17 protein-coding genes are annotated in these 17038 nt (G+C 44.6%); 2 read left to right on the top strand and 15 right to left on the bottom strand.

Annotated features, from left to right (window positions below; genetic code table 11):
* Nucleotides 1-10: 10 nt before the first annotated feature.
* The 4 genes from rpmH to WC407_RS05110 form a co-directional block, all read right to left on the bottom strand.
* On the bottom strand, nucleotides 11-145 hold the full coding sequence (gene rpmH / locus WC407_RS05125) for a 50S ribosomal protein L34 (RefSeq protein ID WP_013459438.1): 135 nt from the start codon (nucleotides 143-145) through the stop codon (nucleotides 11-13).
* A 94-nt stretch (nucleotides 146-239) separates the two neighbouring features.
* A complete protein-coding gene (locus WC407_RS05120; protein WP_373021502.1) occupies nucleotides 240-593 on the bottom strand; it encodes a hypothetical protein in 354 nt (117 codons plus the stop codon).
* A 7-nt stretch (nucleotides 594-600) separates the two neighbouring features.
* Nucleotides 601-3180, bottom strand: a complete 2580-nt coding sequence (locus tag WC407_RS05115) for an ATP-dependent Clp protease ATP-binding subunit (RefSeq protein ID WP_373021501.1) — start codon at nucleotides 3178-3180, stop codon at nucleotides 601-603.
* Between the two features lie 75 nt (nucleotides 3181-3255).
* Nucleotides 3256-3957, bottom strand: coding sequence for a DUF445 domain-containing protein (locus WC407_RS05110; protein WP_373021500.1), 702 nt, complete (start codon nucleotides 3955-3957; stop codon nucleotides 3256-3258).
* A 67-nt stretch (nucleotides 3958-4024) separates the two neighbouring features.
* Between WC407_RS05110 and WC407_RS05105 the strand changes: the two genes are divergently transcribed.
* Together WC407_RS05105 and WC407_RS05100 are read left to right on the top strand one after the other, a co-directional pair.
* Entirely contained in the window at nucleotides 4025-4513 is a 489-nt protein-coding gene (locus tag WC407_RS05105) for a hypothetical protein (RefSeq protein WP_373021499.1), read from the top strand.
* Nucleotides 4513-4938: a hypothetical protein gene (locus WC407_RS05100; protein ID WP_373021497.1), complete on the top strand. Its 426-nt coding sequence runs from the start codon at nucleotides 4513-4515 to the stop codon at nucleotides 4936-4938. Before WC407_RS05105 ends, WC407_RS05100 begins: the two co-directional genes overlap by 1 nt.
* Here WC407_RS05100 and WC407_RS05095 read toward each other — a convergent pair.
* Genes WC407_RS05095 through WC407_RS05045 form a run of 11 tightly spaced genes read right to left on the bottom strand, consistent with a single transcriptional unit; the run spans nucleotide 4929 to nucleotide 16995 of the window.
* Nucleotides 4929-6239, bottom strand: a complete 1311-nt coding sequence (locus tag WC407_RS05095; protein WP_373021496.1) for an aminopeptidase P N-terminal domain-containing protein — start codon at nucleotides 6237-6239, stop codon at nucleotides 4929-4931. The genes WC407_RS05100 and WC407_RS05095 overlap by 10 nt on opposite strands.
* Nucleotides 6240-6268: 29 nt before the next feature.
* Nucleotides 6269-6763 (bottom strand): chemotaxis protein CheW, encoded by a 495-nt coding sequence (locus WC407_RS05090; protein WP_373021495.1) that lies wholly within the window; start codon nucleotides 6761-6763, stop codon nucleotides 6269-6271.
* A gap of 2 nt (nucleotides 6764-6765) precedes the next feature.
* Nucleotides 6766-9252 carry a chemotaxis protein CheW gene (locus WC407_RS05085; protein WP_373021494.1) on the bottom strand — a complete coding sequence of 829 codons (2487 nt, stop codon included), beginning with the start codon at nucleotides 9250-9252 and terminating at the stop codon, nucleotides 6766-6768.
* Nucleotides 9253-9261: 9 nt separating this feature from the next.
* Nucleotides 9262-10206 (bottom strand): chemotaxis protein, encoded by a 945-nt coding sequence (locus tag WC407_RS05080; RefSeq protein WP_373021493.1) that lies wholly within the window; start codon nucleotides 10204-10206, stop codon nucleotides 9262-9264.
* On the bottom strand, nucleotides 10203-10952 hold the full coding sequence (locus tag WC407_RS05075) for a UDP-2,3-diacylglucosamine diphosphatase (RefSeq protein ID WP_373021492.1): 750 nt from the start codon (nucleotides 10950-10952) through the stop codon (nucleotides 10203-10205). The genes WC407_RS05080 and WC407_RS05075 overlap by 4 nt, the downstream gene beginning before the upstream one ends.
* Entirely contained in the window at nucleotides 10942-11955 is a 1014-nt protein-coding gene (gene argC, locus WC407_RS05070) for an N-acetyl-gamma-glutamyl-phosphate reductase (protein WP_373021491.1), read from the bottom strand. The genes WC407_RS05075 and argC overlap by 11 nt, the downstream gene beginning before the upstream one ends.
* A complete protein-coding gene (gene greA, locus WC407_RS05065; RefSeq protein ID WP_373021490.1) occupies nucleotides 11942-12439 on the bottom strand; it encodes a transcription elongation factor GreA in 498 nt (165 codons plus the stop codon). Before greA ends, argC begins: the two co-directional genes overlap by 14 nt.
* Nucleotides 12440-12495: 56 nt before the next feature.
* The gene (locus WC407_RS05060) at nucleotides 12496-14253 is read right to left on the bottom strand and encodes a GGDEF domain-containing protein (RefSeq protein ID WP_373021489.1); all 1758 of its coding nucleotides are present in this window, start codon (nucleotides 14251-14253) and stop codon (nucleotides 12496-12498) included.
* 35 nt (nucleotides 14254-14288) lie between these two features.
* On the bottom strand, nucleotides 14289-14927 hold the full coding sequence (locus WC407_RS05055) for a ThiF family adenylyltransferase (protein ID WP_373021488.1): 639 nt from the start codon (nucleotides 14925-14927) through the stop codon (nucleotides 14289-14291).
* Entirely contained in the window at nucleotides 14924-15691 is a 768-nt protein-coding gene (gene surE / locus WC407_RS05050; protein WP_373021484.1) for a 5'/3'-nucleotidase SurE, read from the bottom strand. Before surE ends, WC407_RS05055 begins: the two co-directional genes overlap by 4 nt.
* Nucleotides 15688-16995, bottom strand: coding sequence for an ArsS family sensor histidine kinase (locus tag WC407_RS05045; RefSeq protein ID WP_373021482.1), 1308 nt, complete (start codon nucleotides 16993-16995; stop codon nucleotides 15688-15690). Before WC407_RS05045 ends, surE begins: the two co-directional genes overlap by 4 nt.
* Nucleotides 16996-17038: the final 43 nt, after the last annotated feature.

The following is a 17038-nucleotide window of genomic DNA, read 5'->3' as shown; positions in this document are numbered from 1 at the left end:
GAAAAGCCGTTTATACAGCCAATCGTTTTCTACCTTTTGCACGACGAGCGTTTAATACCCGGCGACCGTTTTTTGTAGCCATACGAGCACGGAAACCATGGGTACGTTTACGTGGTGTATTATGCGGTTGGTATGTTCTTTTCATTACCATTCCCTTTAGTCAATTTTAGCACGCAATAATAGTCAATTCTTACTTAAAGAGCGATTAAGTTTCATACAAGCTTCTCAATCCTGAAACATCAAGGTTGCAAGAAATCCCTCAATGTCGGCTTCATCGACTCCCCTTGAGGCACATTTTCTATTGCAAGGGATGCTTTTAACTTCATATGACAATCGCGGCATTCGCGAATCACGGCATGTTCCGCCACCCGTGAGCCTTCAATCTTCGCTACCGGATGACAGGCAAAACAATCACTTCCGCAATCTGCCATTTTGGCAGGATTTGCACTGTGGCATTTGATACAGGTTGTCATCGGTTTGTGCCGTTTATCGGCATTAATATTTTTTAGGAGTGCGGGATGGCACGTCATACAATCACCGGTACATCCCCATACCGGTAATAAGAATATAAAGAGGAACGTCAGTAGTTTCATAATTAAATTATGCCACAGTTACGGTAATCTCGTCTCCAACCGCATCAAAAGCAACCGAAGCACCCTCTTCAACTTCTCCACCGAGAATCAAATCAGCGAGACGGTCTTCGACGATCTCATACAATGCGCGTTTAAGCGGTCTAGCACCGTACACCGGATCAAATCCTGCACTTGCTATATAGCGTTTTGCCGCATCGGTGAGGGTAAGGGTAATATCGCGTTCTTCCACTTTTGCCGCAATGTCTTTAAAGAACAAATCTACAATACTAAGAATTTGTGCTTCTCCCAACGGATTAAAGACGACGACATCATCCAAACGATTTAAAAACTCCGGCTTGAAATGCTGTTTGAGTTCACCAAGCACCATCTCCTCCAACTGAGGATCGCCATGATGCGCCATAATCTTGTCGCTGGCGATGTTAGAGGTCAAAATAATGATCGTATTGGTAAAATCGACCAACACCCCTTTATTATCGGTCAAACGTCCGTCATCGAGCACCTGAAGCAATACATTGAAAACATCGGGATGCGCTTTTTCGACTTCATCGAACAAAATAACGCTGTACGGCTTACGGCGTACCGCTTCGGTGAGCTGTCCACCCTCATCAAACCCGACATACCCCGGAGGGGCACCGACAAGACGAGAAACGGCATGTTTCTCCATATACTCCGACATATCGATACGGATCATCGATTCGGAGCTGTCGAAGAGGAATTTTGCCAATGTTTTTGCCGTCTGCGTTTTCCCAACCCCGGTAGGCCCAAGGAACAAGAACGATCCGATCGGCCGGCTCTTATCAGAGAGTCCTGCTTTGTTCCGTTTGATCGCACGCGCTACCGCATGGGTCGCTTTCTCTTGCCCCACAACATCGCGGTTGAGTTCATCTTCGATGTGAAGAATCTTCTCTTTTTCACTTTGGAGCATTTTGTTTACCGGAATCTTCGTCCAACGGCTTACGATTCCGGCGATAGAGGCTTCATCCACACTGTTTTTAAGCAGTGTTCCCGCACTTTGCATCACTTTCCAACGCTCTTGAAGCTCTTCTTCTTCTTTGATAAGCTTAGGGATATGACCATGAGTAATCTCTGCAACTTTGGTAAAATCACCATTTTGTTGTGCATTCTCTGCTTCACGACGCATCAACTCTATCTCACGTTTAATTTTTGAAACTTTATCAAACTCCCCTTTTTCATGGGCGAACTGCGTTTCCAAACTTCGTCGCCCTTCATCGGCATCGGCGAGCTCGCGTTCAATCTCCTCCAGCCGTTTAGTATTGGCAACAGACTCTTCCATTTTCAGAGCCTCTTTCTCCACTTGTAAATTCGATTGACGTCGTTTAACGGAAGCTAAGGCATTTGGTTCAGATTCTTTTTGCATTCGTAACTCAGCCGCTGCTTCATCGATCAAATCGATCGCTTTGTCCGGTAAAAATCGATCATTAATATATCGATCGGAGAGTTTTGCCGCCGCAACCAATGCCGAATCGGCAATATTAATACTGTGATGCGCTTCAAGACGCTCTTTAAGTCCACGTAAAATTTGCAATGTTTGGTTAACGCTTGGTTCATCAACCGATACAGGTTGAAAACGACGTTGTAATGCGGCATCTTTTTCGAAATACTTACGATATTCTTTGAGTGTTGTTGCTCCAATTGTATGGAGTTCTCCCCGTGCGAGTGCCGGTTTGAGAATGTTTGCCGCATCCATAGACCCCTCAGATGCCCCTGCCCCTACAATCGTATGAATTTCATCGATAAAGAGGATGATATTGGCCGATTTTTTCACCTCATCAATCACCGCTTTAAGACGATCTTCAAACTCACCACGATATTTAGCCCCGGCAATTAATGCGCTCATATCCAATGCAATAACTTTTTTGTTTTGGAGGCTTAACGGGACCTCTTTGTTGACAATTCGCTGAGCCAACCCCTCGACAAGAGCTGTTTTACCTACCCCAGGTTCACCGAGAAGAATCGGATTATTTTTCGTTTTACGGATCAAAATCTGCATCATCCGTCCAATCTCTTCATCACGACCGATAACGGGAGACAGTTGACCTTCAACTGCTAATTTAGTTAAATCTATCCCGTATTTATCAAGAGCCTCTAAATTTTCATCCGCGGTTTGGCTCTCTATTTTTTGTCCGGCGCGCATAGCTTCAAATGTTTTACGCAGTTCAAATACATTCACATACTTTTCAAGGATATCTTTAAAAGGGGTATGGTTTAAATTGCCCAGTAAAAACGTGTCAACGGCTACAAATTGATCGCCGTTTACTGCCATTTCAGCCAAACCTCGTTCAAGGGCATGAACAAAATCGCGTGATAGGCGAATGCTCTCTTTGGTAACACTCGAAACACTCGACAGCTTATTAGCAGCACTTTTTACATCGAGTTCAATAGCCGTTTTATCCACATTCATTTTCATCAATGCCTGATTGAGAGGTGAATTGCTATTAGCCAGCAATGCCCATAAAAAATGGATCGATTCAACTTCACTGTTTTTATTATGAAGGGCCAGAGAAATCGATGATTCGATCATCTCGGTCATTTGGTGGGTTAGTTTTTCAAAAATATTGTTTGACATAAAATTCTCCTGATTGAGTTAGATGAATTATAATACTTTGAGTCCACTGTTGTCAAGTCTTTTAAGTGAGATTGTTTAAATGAGCAATGACGAGAGGATCCCTATCACCCCGCCAAAAACTCCACCCCAGACAACCAACCATCCCAAATGCTCTTTCATAAGTCCATGGAGCATCTCTTTGATCATTTGGGGAGTAAGCTCGGCAAGGCGCGATTCAACGATCTCACCAATTGTCCCGCTCAAATGTGCTCCCCCCTGATGCAGATGGCTATTGAGTGCGTTCATAAACGATTCACTCTGACTAATCTCTATCGTAGAGAGTTTGATTTTTTCCAAAAACGGTTCTTTGAGTTTGGCAATCAAAGACTCACCGCCGAACATTCCGATCATCCCCCCCATTGGTGATTCCATCACACTTTTTAAGAGCGCCTCATACGCAGGGGTAAAATCAGTTTGTTCAATAATAGGGGCTAATTCTATTGAGCGCTCTTGGGATTGAACGAACGCTTCAATCTTTTCCGGGGTAAAAAATTGTTCCATGATCAGAATTTTTAGTGCTTCTCGGATCGATTCGAAGCGATCGAGTATAATCCCCGAACCGTATAAAAAAGGGACTTTTTCAAACAGCATGTGAATGGCCAGTTGATTCGTCACCGCACCGGAAAGGGCAAACAGTCCTGCCGCGCGGATTGCATTTGCCGCATACCCCTCAAATGCGTACGAAACCCCTACCAATCCAATCGAAATATAATTTGTGATCCATCCTTTATCCAACATACAATCTCCTTTAGTTAATACGCATATTATACAAAAAAGGTTACAGTTGCGGAAAAACGGAGAAAGCATGATTTTGCATTCCATGGCAACCTTGCTCAGCTCAGGGAACCTAAAAGAGATTATTAGTGCCATCTCTGCCGCATTAGAGCGCAGTGACGAAGCACCGTTTTGGCAACAAAAGAGCATTCCCTACTGTGAAGCCATTTTAAGCGTACTTATTCCGCTGAGAGAACAAAAACTTTTGTTTGATCCCGAGGGGACTCCACACCCTCTCCTAACACCGGCTCTTTTTATCCGCTGGTGCGATTTGATGAGTCTTAAAACTCTTGCCTTCACCCTTGCGAAAAGCAATAGCAAAGGGGAATTAGTCCGTACCAACACTACCCCGGATGCGGCAAAGTGCTATGTAGCGATCGAATTGGAAACACTGGGGAGATATCTAAGCTCTTACAGTGTCAACCTAAAAGATGAGTGGATCGATTTTCCGACTCGGAATTACAATCTTCACATCGGAATAACCTCTCTCTTAGCCAAAATTATCGAAGGAGACCACTAATGCAGGAGATGCAAGCACTCAAAGTCCACAGCTACCTCTCACAATCTGAAATTCAAAAGCAGCTTGAAGGGGTTGAATATATCCTTATGGCATCCCCCTCAATGATGGTGGATGAACTTCCAATCCATTTCACCATCATCCTCAACACGGCCGATGTGATCCCCGAAGAGGTAAGACCTCTCCTTTTGGAAAAATTTTGCCGTGAGTTGGGTATTACTGCGACCAGCCATGTGTTAAGTAACCGAGAACGGATCGCATTTGCCATGACGACCCAAGAGACCCCTATGCCCAAACACATCGTCGATGATGCGGAGGCGAACAGCATTCCGTGGACGCTATTGCATATTATCGATTTTTTAGGGGATTCGGAAGGATTTAAAGAGGCGAAAGACGGCCTCAGCGGATGGAGTTATAGCTATAACTGATTATGGCAAATCCCCTCTATCTCTTCCACACTCTTGGCTATCATCGCTGAGAGGTTCTCATACCCCTCTTCGGTGACAAGAATATTATCCTCGATACGGATACCGATCCCCCGATAACGTTCGGGGACACTTTCATCATCCGCTCGGAAGTACAGTCCCGGTTCAATCGTCATCACCATCCCCGCTTCAAAGGCTAACGATTCTCCCGCTTCATCCACATACGGACACGGGTCATGGACATCCAGTCCCATCCAGTGACCTATCCCGTGCGGGGCATATTTTTTATGCTCTTTGGCTTCTATCAATGTACTTCGTTCTCCGCTCAAAATCCCAAGTTCGATCAGAGCATCGCATAAGAGTTCTTCACTGTACATTTGCAACCAATCCCGTTTCACCCCCACACGTATCGCTTCGATAACACGGAGCTGAACATCGAGAACTTTTTCGTATACCTCACGCTGAGCATCACTGAATTTTCCGTTGATCGGAAAGGTACGGGTAATATCACTGGCATAGAGTTCCCATTCACACGCCGCATCAATCAGGACTAAATCACCGTCTCGGAGTTCATCGCGGTTATCAACGTAATGAAGGGTATTGGCATTATTTCCCCCCGCTACGATCGCACCGTACGCTTCTGCCGATGCGCCGCTGTTCAGAAACACATAACTCATGGCAGCTTGAAGCTGATATTCCAACATCCCGGTACGACACTTCCGCAGTGCTGTATGGTGTGCTTCAGCGGTAATAGCAATCGCTTTTTTGATTGTCTCTATCTCTTCATCGGATTTGATGAGTCGCATTGAGCGGATTAAATGGGTAACATCGTGAATAGAGCGAATATGACGCTTGACACCCCGTGTACTGTGGAGTGACTGCGCCGCATTTTTAACCTCTGTGAGTCTCGTCGAATCACTGTAAAGATCGATATAAAGATTGATATGTTCTCGCAAAACGTCTTTAATCATTGTTGCATATTCGGAAATATCGTGTACGTCATCGACACGAAAACGTTCGCGTGCTCTCTCAACGCCTAGACGTGCGCCATTCCAAAGGGCGTGTTCCGCATTATAGGCTTCCACAAAGAGAATGGTTTTCGTCAATTCAGGGTTTTTTACCAAGATTAAAATAGAATTATCTTCGTTAAATCCGCACAGGTAATAAAAATCGCTGTTTTGTCGGTAGAGATATTCGGTATCGTTTGAGCGGCTTTGCGTAGGTGCAGAGGTGACGATCGCCACCCCCTCCTCCATTCGGTCGAGGAGTTTTTGGCGACGTGCATAAAAGTGTGTTTCATTCATGGCGATATTGTGCCATAAATGGAACTAAATCAGAAATTTCTTTCTAAGAGTTTCCAAACTTTAAGAATCGTAATAATACGATCGGCTTGTTTGCCGACACCGTCAATCAAACTTTCGGATTCCGAGATGGTTTCAGGAGCCGGTCCCACATCCCGTTTTGGAAGCCGTATAGCCTCGGTAAGACGGTCGATAACAAATCCGGCTACATCGTCACCGTTTTTCATGACGATAAAACGGGTCTCTTCCGTATGCTTCAACGTCGGCAATCCAAAACGTGATCGCAAATCAATCAATGGAATCACCGAACCGCGAAGATTAAAAACCCCTAAAATATAGGCAGGAGTCTGTGGGACACGGGTCCATGAGATCGGTTTAATAATCTCTTGAATACTCAAAATGGGTACCGAAAACTCTTCATCACCAACGATGAATCCAACCAATTGAATCACTTCATCAATTTTAGTATCTTCGCCAGAGAGGTTTTTTTGCTGTTTATTAATGATTTGTTGAAGTTTTTCGCTCATGATTATAGCCCCTCGTTAAACTTAATATTTCGTTTGACCACATTCATCAAATACTCCGGAGAATACGGTTTGGTGATGTATTCGATCATTCCCGACTCCACTCCGCGCATTCGATCCGCTTTTCCGGTACGGGAAGTGACAGCGATGAGTGGTAAATTTTTGTATTTGTTGTATTTTTTAATCTCAGAAGCAAGGGTATATCCATCCATTCTCGGCATCTCGATGTCAACGAGCATACCGTCAAAATTATGATCTCCTTGCTTGAGAATATTAAGTGCTTCAACTCCGTCTGTCGCTTCAACCAATGTAATTCCCAGCGGTTCAAGTGATTTGCGCATAATGGTACGATCCGTTTTTGAATCATCCACAATCATCACACAATAATCACTCGCAGAATTTTTGACCCCTAAACGCCCTTTGGCTTCCGCACTCTCTTGTCCTACGGTAGATTTAACCGATTTTGCCATTTGCATCAATGCCGCTACGTCAACGATCAATGTTACGCCGCCATCCCCGCGAATGGTTGCACCGGCAATCCCCTCGATCCCTTTGAGGTATTCACCGAGAGATTTAATAACGATCTCTTCTTGCCCGACCAAAGAATCGACGATAAGCCCGATCTTACTTTCAGCAAGGCCAAGAACAACAACGTAAGCGTGTTCGCTGTTGTCAAATACCCGTTCCACTTCGAAAATATCTCCGATATGCACAAGAGAAAGAACCTCATCACGAAGACGCATAACCGAACGGCTTTCAACCGTATAAATCTCATCCTTGCTGATACGAACGGTCTCAAGAACAGAGGCGAGCGGAATCGCATAATACTCTTCCTGCACTCCGACCAACAACGCTTGAATAATGGCAAGGGTGAGAGGAATTTTGAGTTTCATCGACGTCCCTTGACCCACTTCCGAGTCAATGTCGATCATACCGTTGAGTTTTTCGATGTTGGTTTTTACCACGTCCATACCGACACCGCGACCCGAAACGCTGGTCACCTGTGCGGCAGTTGAAAAGCCCGGGCGGAAGATGAGGGCAAATGCCTCTTTTTCCGACATTCCATCGGCCTCTTTTTCGGTAATAATCCCTTTTTCAATGGATTTTGATTTAAGCATATCCGCATCGAGACCTTTACCGTCATCGATAATTTGAATAACGATGTGGTTCCCCTCATGATACGCCTTAAGCTGAATCGTACCGACTTCCCCTTTGCCAGCAGCCAAACGGACAGCAGGTGTTTCGATACCATGGTCGCATGAGTTACGAATAATATGAACCAAAGGATCGCCAATCTCTTCGACAATCGATTTATCAAGCTCCGTATCTTCCCCTACAATCTCTAATTCAATATTTTTGCTCAGTTCACGGGAAAGATCGCGAATCATACGAGGGAATTTATTGAAAACTTTTCCAATCGGAAGCATACGGGTTTTCATAACGGCAATTTGTAAATCAGTAGTTACAAGAGAAACAATAGAGACAACCTGATTAAGCTCTTCAAGGAAGGCTTCTCCCTCATACCGCTCTTCTACGTCATCATTGATTTTAATAAGACGATTTTTACCTAGAACAAGCTCCCCGATAAGATTCATAAGATGATCTAACCGCTTGACATCAACACGAATCGTCTGTTCGACCGTTGATCCTCCACGATTTTCACCCTCCTCTTTTGGTTCACTGCGTCTTGGTGCAGGAGCAGCAGGTTTAGCTACCGGAGTCACTTCCGCTTTAGGGGCTGCAACAGGAGCTGCCGGAACAGGAGCCGGAGCCGCTTTTGGTGCTTCCGATTCTGCTTTTTTACCGGCACGCTTGGCGGCATCTTCGGCTTGACGAACGGCAATAAGCCGCTCTATCTCTGCTTCGACTTCCGCGTCGCTCATCCCTGAATAATCCGGTTCTTCTTCTACCGAAGCAGGTGTGGTATCTTGTTTTACAGCACGCTTGGCGGCATCTTCGGCTTGACGAACGGCAATAAGCCGCTCTATTTCCGCTTCAACTTCCGCGTCACTCATCCCTGAATAATCCGGTTCTTCTTCAACAGTAGCAACAGGGGCAGGAACCTCTTGTACCGGGGCAGGTGCTTCCACCGGAGCATCTTCGGATGTACCGTTCGCTACCGCGTCTAATCTGCCGACACAACCCAATACTTCCAGCCCTGAATCTTCTCCGCTGTCGCGGATACGGACCAGCAGCGCTTTCATCAAATCAATCGATTCAAGAATAACGTCCATAACATTAGCATCAATCGTCAAATCACCGTGACGTGCCATGTTAAGCAGATTTTCCATATGATGCGTCAAGTGGGTTAAAACATCAAAGTTCAAAAATGAACTGGCCCCCTTAATCGTATGGGCAACCCTAAATATACGGTTAAGCAGATCCAAATCATCGGGCCGTGATTCCAACTCGACGAGGTCTTGGTCAAGCTGCTCGATCAGCTCAAACGATTCGACCAAAAAGTCTTGTAATATCTCTTGAAATTCATCCATCGCGGTCCCCTATTCAATATGAGCACGTACAACACGTGCCACTTCATCGTAAAATAAATTAGAATCAAACTTGACCAAATATGCCTCTGCTCCCATATCCAACCCGCGAAGTTCACTAAAATGGTCGCTGATAGAGGAGTTAAAGACAATCGGTATCATTTTAAAGCGACTGTCCGCTTTAACTTGTGCCGCAAAATGAAAACCGTCCATTAACGGCATTTCGATATCCGAAGCGATAAGGCGGAGTTTAGAGGGGAGATCATCTCCGTAATTTCGGTATAGATCTTCCAAAATTTGTAACCCCTGCTGACCATCCGTCGCTTCGATCACATTGAACCCCATCTGCTCTAACGCATCTTTAATAATACGGCGTGCTGTCCCGCTGTCATCCAACAATAAAACAAGACCGCTGAAATTATATTTTCCCGCTTCAAGCTTGCCGTGAGAAGGTTGATAGAGTCCCAACTCCTGCACGACCCCCTCTAAATCTAAAATCAGCAATACGCTGTCATCTTCGATACGGGTGACTCCGGTAATTTTTGATCCGTCCAATCCGCCGTCGCCGGAGAGAAATGAAGCCGGTTCAATGTCTTTCCAGTTCACACGGCGAATCCGTTTCGCTTCATGGACGACAAATCCGATCAAAATATTATTGAACTCGGTAATAATGACCCGAGACTCTTTGTCTACCCCCTCAGGTGCATCAACGCCCATCCATTTAGCCAAATTTACCACCGGTATCACCACTCCGCGCAAATCAAAGATTCCTTCAATAAACGGTGGAACACCTGGTAATTCTGTTAATTTCGGAAATCGGATAATTTCACGTACTTTCGCGACATTGATTCCGTATATTCCCTCGTATACTTCATCCCCTTCGCGCTTAAATATACGAAAATCGACCAATTCCATCTCATTGGATCCGATCTTTAACACATCGTTCTGTCCCTTCATCGGGGCTCCTTAGACAAGAAAGCTTCTTTTAAAACTATCGTATTGTGAGATGATTGTACAGTATAATATCTTTCGTTACAAGCAAAAGCGCCAAGGTTGATGTACGCTCTCCCCAATACCTCAAAAGAGCTGTTTTGGTGAAAATGCCCTTCGATCAACACATCAGGCTTTTTTCCCGTGTATTGGTTCAAACGTTTATGGATCAACTGTGAAAAATTCTCAATAGCGTTGCAATGGTGTTTACCCTTCATCATTACAATAAGCCGCTTAACAATAAAATTCCCCCTCCATTGATCCAACTGATTCAGTACCTTTAAAACAACCCGATTACGGATGATAGCAGTATAAAGACCATACCCAAATCCCATAAAGGTATCTCCGTGAGAAAGGGCAATGGTCTGATTGTTGTACACTGCGTTAAAGGGCTGATGAGCGCGGGTAATAACCCGTATATTGGGGAACACAGATTGCAGGCGAAAATCATGATTCCCCTCAAGATAGAGGATCTCCATACGAGTTGCCAACGTATTTAACAGGGTAATGGCGTCATGGTTAAGAGTTAACGTGGCATCTACGTCACCGAAAAGAAGATCAAAAACGTCTCCCATTAAAATCAATTGCGCTGTTTGAATCTCTCCCTTATCAACCGCACGCAAAAAATCAAAGAAGGGAGGACGCCATGGAGCATAGTGGGCATCAGCAATAAAAATTGCCCCATCCTTTAGAATAAACGGGTTAAGGGACATAAGCGATTTTGGGAATTCCCATAGTCTCCGAAAGTCCCATCATGATATTCGCATTGACCAATGCTTGCGAACTGGCTCCCCGCATAAGATTATCAATCGCACACATGGCGACCAAGGCGTTGCCGTGACGGGTCGCAAATAGATCGGCAAAATTGGTTCCGGAAGTCATTTTTGTATGAGGCGGTGCATTACGCAGACGGACAAAAGGCTTATCCGCATAAAAATTTTCAATCACTTCTCCCGGATTGCAATCGGTTTTAAGTGTCGCATATACACATGCCAACATCCCACGAGTCATCGGAACGAGAGAAGGGACGAACGTTACTTTTACTTCATGAGCGCATAAGGTGCTGGCATGCTGTTCAATTTCCCGGGCATGACGGTGTTTAATAATATTGTAACAATTGATATTGTCATTGACACTCACATAATGCACCGTTGACGTAGACGATTTTCCTGCACCTGAAACACCGGTTTTTGAATCAATAAATATAGGATGAGAGAGGTCTATATGATTTAAAAAGGGGGCAAGAGCCATCAGACTCGCGGTAACATGGCATCCTGGATTGGCGATTAAACGTGCGCCGGCGGCGACATCTCCATGAAGCTCAGGAATCGAATAGACGGCATGGGAAAGGTTCTCTATATCTTCATGCTCGCAATAAAACGTTTCATAATTTTCTTGACTCAAACGATAATCGGCGGAGAGGTCAACTACTTTTACCCCCCGTTCAAGCAGCCCGCGAGCCGTGTTCATAGCCGTCTTATGAGGTAAGGCTAAAAAAACAAGTTCACACGATGACGCAGCTTGGTCCAAATCGACCTTTTCAACCGCCAAATCACACACACCCAAAAGCGAAGGGTGAAGTTCGGACAGGGAGGTAGCGCCTTCGGTGTTCGCACAATAGGTGAGGGTAAAAATCGGATGTTCCACGAGCATTTTAACAAGTTCAAGCCCTGTATAGCCGCTGACACCGATAATTCCGACGTTAATGAGATTCAAACACGATCTCCTGATATTTCACTTCCAAAACCTCAAAATGCTTAACACCTCCGGGAAGTTTGGCACTTACCTCATCCCCCTCTTCACGCCCTAAAAGCTGTTTCGCCAAGGGAGAGTTAAACGAGATTAAACCCTGAGCCGGATTGCTTTCACATCCGCCGACAATCGTATAGGTAACCTCTTCATCCTTGTCCAAATCGTTTAAAACAACGGTAGAGCCGAAACTGATGCGAGCGTGTTCAAGTTCACTGGGATCAACGATCTGCGCTCGCGAAATAACTTCACCCAATTCTGCGATACGGGTGCCGATAAAAGCTTGCTTTTCACGTGCTGCATGGTATTCGGAATTTTCTTTGAGATCACCGTACTCTTTGGCACGCTCGATTTCGACATTAACGGCGGGAAGATCGACGTTTTTGAGGGTATTCAGCTCATCGGAGAGACGCTGAAAGCCGTATTTGGTCATGGGTTCTTTTTGCTCCACATTACACTCCAAAAATAATTGTAGAGCATTATACCAAACCTCTCGCGAGGATGGGGTCACATATCGATGATACTCATATGATTGGATGCTTTTTTAGCCGTTTTTTTCTCGATTGCAAAGACGCGATGCAAATGTTCGGGAGAGTTGATAGTGGATGCACTTCCAACACGGATAACAACAGAACTCACCCCAAGAAGCTTGAATTCACGGGAGGTTCCTTCCCGATCTTCGGCAATAATACACCCTCGTTCACGATCCTTGATATCGTAAAATTCACGCACATCATCACTAAACTTTCGGATCAATGACTCTATTTCACCGCATACCCGCTCAAAGGTATTGGTTTCACTAAGGGTAATTCCCATAAAAAAATCATCTCCGCCGATGTGTCCTTTGAAATAATCTTGAGAGACCGCTTTGTGCATCAAATCGGCAAACAGCAAAATGACCCGATCACCGTTGCGAAATCCGTAATAGTCATTATAGGGTTTGAAATGGTCAAAATCAAAATAGCACAACACCGTCTCATTTTTGGTCTCAAACGTGTGGGCGATATACTCGTTGATCATAAAATTGCCCGGCAGATGGGTCAATGGATTTTCATCGCGTGCCCGAATCAGACTGCGTTCATGGATAACCTCGATCATCACACGTGCGCTTAAATAACCGATGTATTTGGAGGACTCTACGACCAAAATTCCCGGTGCATTTTGCGAGAGGGAAAAAAGCTCAACCATCGTCTCCAACGGCATTGTCAAATCGACAACGGGAATCGGTTCGATATACGTTTCGAGTATCGAAAGATTCGATGACTTATTTTGGATGAGTGAACGTCCATAGGGAGAGTAGATAACCGACTTAAGACGATGTTCGTGGATAATCCCCATCGGTTGATGCTGAGCATCGACAACAGGAACCATAAACATCTCATCTTCTTTTTTAAGTAAATCGAGCAATGATTCCATCGACTCCCCGATAACCACCGGCTTTAAAGGCTCAAGCCGTTTAAGAATAATATTTTGATCACTCTTCGCCCGTTTATCCACTAAAAATTCACCGCTTATATGAAGATATTTTTGAACTATCTCATTGCACTGCAACGTCGGACGCTGAACAAAATACCCCTGCACCAAATGGCATCCTACCTCTTTGCACACCAACAGTTCCCGCTCAGTCTCCACCCCCTCGGCAATAACACGGCATCCCATTAATGTCGCCAACTGAACAATGTGGCGAACCAAAAGCTTCTTCTTGGAATCTTTATCAATATCGGTTAAAAAGAAACGATCGATTTTGATAATATCGGGAGTGCAGTGGTAGAGGAGCTTATATCCTGATTGACCGACACCGAAATCATCAATCGCTACGCTGAATCCCTCATGATCATAGTGCTGCATTAATTTGGTAAAATGAGCCATATCACCAATCTCATTACGTTCCGAAAGTTCAAATACAATCGCTTTATGATCCAGTTTATAGCGGCGAAGTATCTTCGAGGTATTTCCTTTGGAAAAATTAGCCATTTCCAAAAGACGATTATCCAAGTTGTAAAAAAGTTTCAAGTTTTCGTATTCGGGAATCATACAAAATTTTTGGATCACTTTTTCCCGAAGTCGAACATCGAACGTATAGAGGACTTTATCTTCAAATAGGGAATCAAAAAAGGAATGAATCGATTCAAATCCCAAAATGTCTGTTCCGCGAAGCAACGCTTCGACTCCGTAAATAGTTCCTGAATGGATATCAACAATCGGTTGAAACGCGATATCGAGGACTTCAAGATAGCGATGATAAAGGGTGTGCAATGGTTCCATAAGCAGAAGTATAAAACGGTTGTGTCACAGAGAGATTACAAGGAAACTCGTCGCAGTGCCAATGAGCACATAGCTAATCCGAAGGCTCCGGTTACGGCGACGAAGCTCCCTTTTTCTTTAATTCGAGGGAGTTCAGAACTGCAAATACAGCTAAAATCGCCTTTAAATTTTCGCTTACGCAGTTCATTACGGATTTTAGAGGCAAAGGGATCCCCTTCCGTTTTCCAGATGGAGCGCACTTCGATCTTGGTCGGATCAAGCCGTTTGGCGGAGCCGACCGAGGAGATGAGTTTGGGATAGCATTTTTGGATGAGGGAGAGTTTGGCGCGCATATCGTCGATCGCATCAAGAATCAGATCATAGGGTTCAAAATCAAATGCTTCGACCCATTCAGGGGTTATTTTTTCGGCTATTGCGACCACTTCAGGATAATGGCTTTTCAGCGCTTCGACTTTCAGTTCCCCTTCATGCATTTCGGAGTGCATTTGGCGATTCTGATTCGTAACATCATAGCGGTCAAAATCGATAATCGTAATATCACGTACCCCTGAGCGGTAAAGACAGTCGAGACAAAAGCTCCCGACTCCTCCGACTCCGAGAAGGAGTATTTTGGCATTCGAAAATTTTTCAAAATTCTCTTCGCCGAACACAAGACGGGTGCGGGTATGCCTCACAGCCATCCTCGCAATTTTTCCATCGATTTGTACGCACTCATATCCAGCTTGACCGGGGTAAGCGACACCATCCCCTGCTCTATCGCCTCAAAATCGCACAATGATTTGCGATTATCCCGAGGTTTAAATTCAAGCGGGTGAAGCCCAAGCCAGTAATATTCCATCCCTCTTGGATTTCGGTGCAAATGGGCATCGTTAGCGTAATAACGATATCCGGCATAGGTAACCGCGAACTCCAAAGTATCAATATCATAAGGGACATTAACATTTAAAAATTCCCGCTCATTCAGGGGAAAATCACCTGCAAATATTTTTTCGACAAGTACCCGTATTGCTTTGGAAGCCAATGCGAAATCTCCCATCGGCTGTGTGAAATCCATCACTTGCGATATTGCAATAGAGGGGACTCCTTGCAATACCCCCTCCATCGCCGCTGCCGCCGTTCCGGAGTAGGTGATGTCCTCCCCCATATTGGAACCTTTATTGATTCCGCTAATAATAAGATCCGGTTTACGCTCTTCGAACAGCGAGTGAAGGGCGAGATAGACACAATCGCTCGGCGTCCCGTCATCAAGTTTATAAAAATCGTCCCCGACACTGATAAAACTGAGCGGACGGGTCAGAGTGAGGGAATGTCCGCATGCCGACTTTTCGGTAGAGGGGGCGACAACCGTGATATGAGCCAAATCGCGTAATGCTTCTATAAGTGCTAAAAGACCCGGAGATTCGTATCCGTCGTCATTGCTGATCAGTATCTCTTTCATCTAATACTCCTCTTGGTAGGTTTTACAGGTACAAAAATAAAGCAGTTTAGATCGTTTCGACGCTCATAAGCGAGTATATAATCATGCTCTCTTAAAATCGCATCAACAATGTAAAGTCCCAGTCCGAAGCTGTCTTTTGTCGGCTGATCTTTTGTAAAAGGTTCGATGTAATACGAGAGCGGTTTTTTAAGTGGGGGGCCAAAATTGGTAAAAACAATCTCATTGTTTTCCATCGATATCGACATCTTTTTTTCGGGAGAATATTTAATGGCATTGTCAATCAGATTTTTCACCGCTGTCACAAATAATCGATAGTCAACTTCGATTTTTACCGACGCATCTATATCAGAACTCACCGAATCGTATTCCACCATCGCACTGTCGATCGCTCCGTCGATAATGTCGATAAGGCGATACTCGTTTTTCTCCAGATGCTGATTACCCGACGTGATCTCTTCAATCAGGGCAAACTCGCCAATCAACGATTCAAGCCGCTCAAATATTCCTAAAAAACGCCCCTGCTGTTTCTCTTCACTCAGCATCGTGGCGGCAATACGCCCTTTAGCGATCGGTGTTTTAAGCTCATGCATAATATTACGTAAAAAAAGGGTCCGTGATTCGATAAGAGAGCGAATTTTATTTTGGGTTGTATCGAGTTCATTGGCGATCAAAGCGATCTCATCGCTCCCCGATGTCCGAAAAGAGACCCCCATGTCCCCCTCACCGAAACGGGCAATTTGTTTCCGAAGACGGCGAAGAGGCCTAAGCCGATGGATAATGAGGGCAAAGGAGATCAACAAAACAGAGAGTAATGTAAAGTATGCTGAGAGTAGAATTACCGGATTATACGACTCAATCCCCCGATCTTCCAGTAAAACCGCATTATGGGTCGATTCAACTAAAAAATAAATTTTTCCCTGATACTCGATCATTTTGGATGCGATCGGACTTACCATAATCTGTGCATACGGGGCATCTGATAAAAGATTATTATCAAAATCCTGAGACGATTTCCCCTCTTGCTTTAATAAATCGCCCCCCCCTGTAATCCTTTTATATTTATCTCCCTCACGCACTTCATACAAATCATACAAAGCCAAATTGGCCTCGAACATCGGCTGAGAAATTTGTTTGAGAAGGTACGTATGATAAATTTGGGCAATTAGCGAGTGTTTAGCAAATATACTGTCAATATGTTTTGCGCGGTTTATCTCATAGAGCTGATAGAAAGTGGTACTTACACTCGCCACAGTCACAACAAAAGCAAATAAGACGGTAGCAAGAACGGCGTTGTTTTTTACCATTTTAGGGCTACGCTAGCCGCTGAGGCACTAAAGCTTACCCTGT

The sequence above is a fragment of the Sulfuricurvum sp. genome (genome assembly GCF_041651515.1).
Classification (GTDB): Bacteria; Campylobacterota; Campylobacteria; order Campylobacterales; family Sulfurimonadaceae; genus Sulfuricurvum.
Note: the sequence above shows the minus strand (reverse complement) of the source record. Positions and strands in the feature narration are given on the sequence as shown.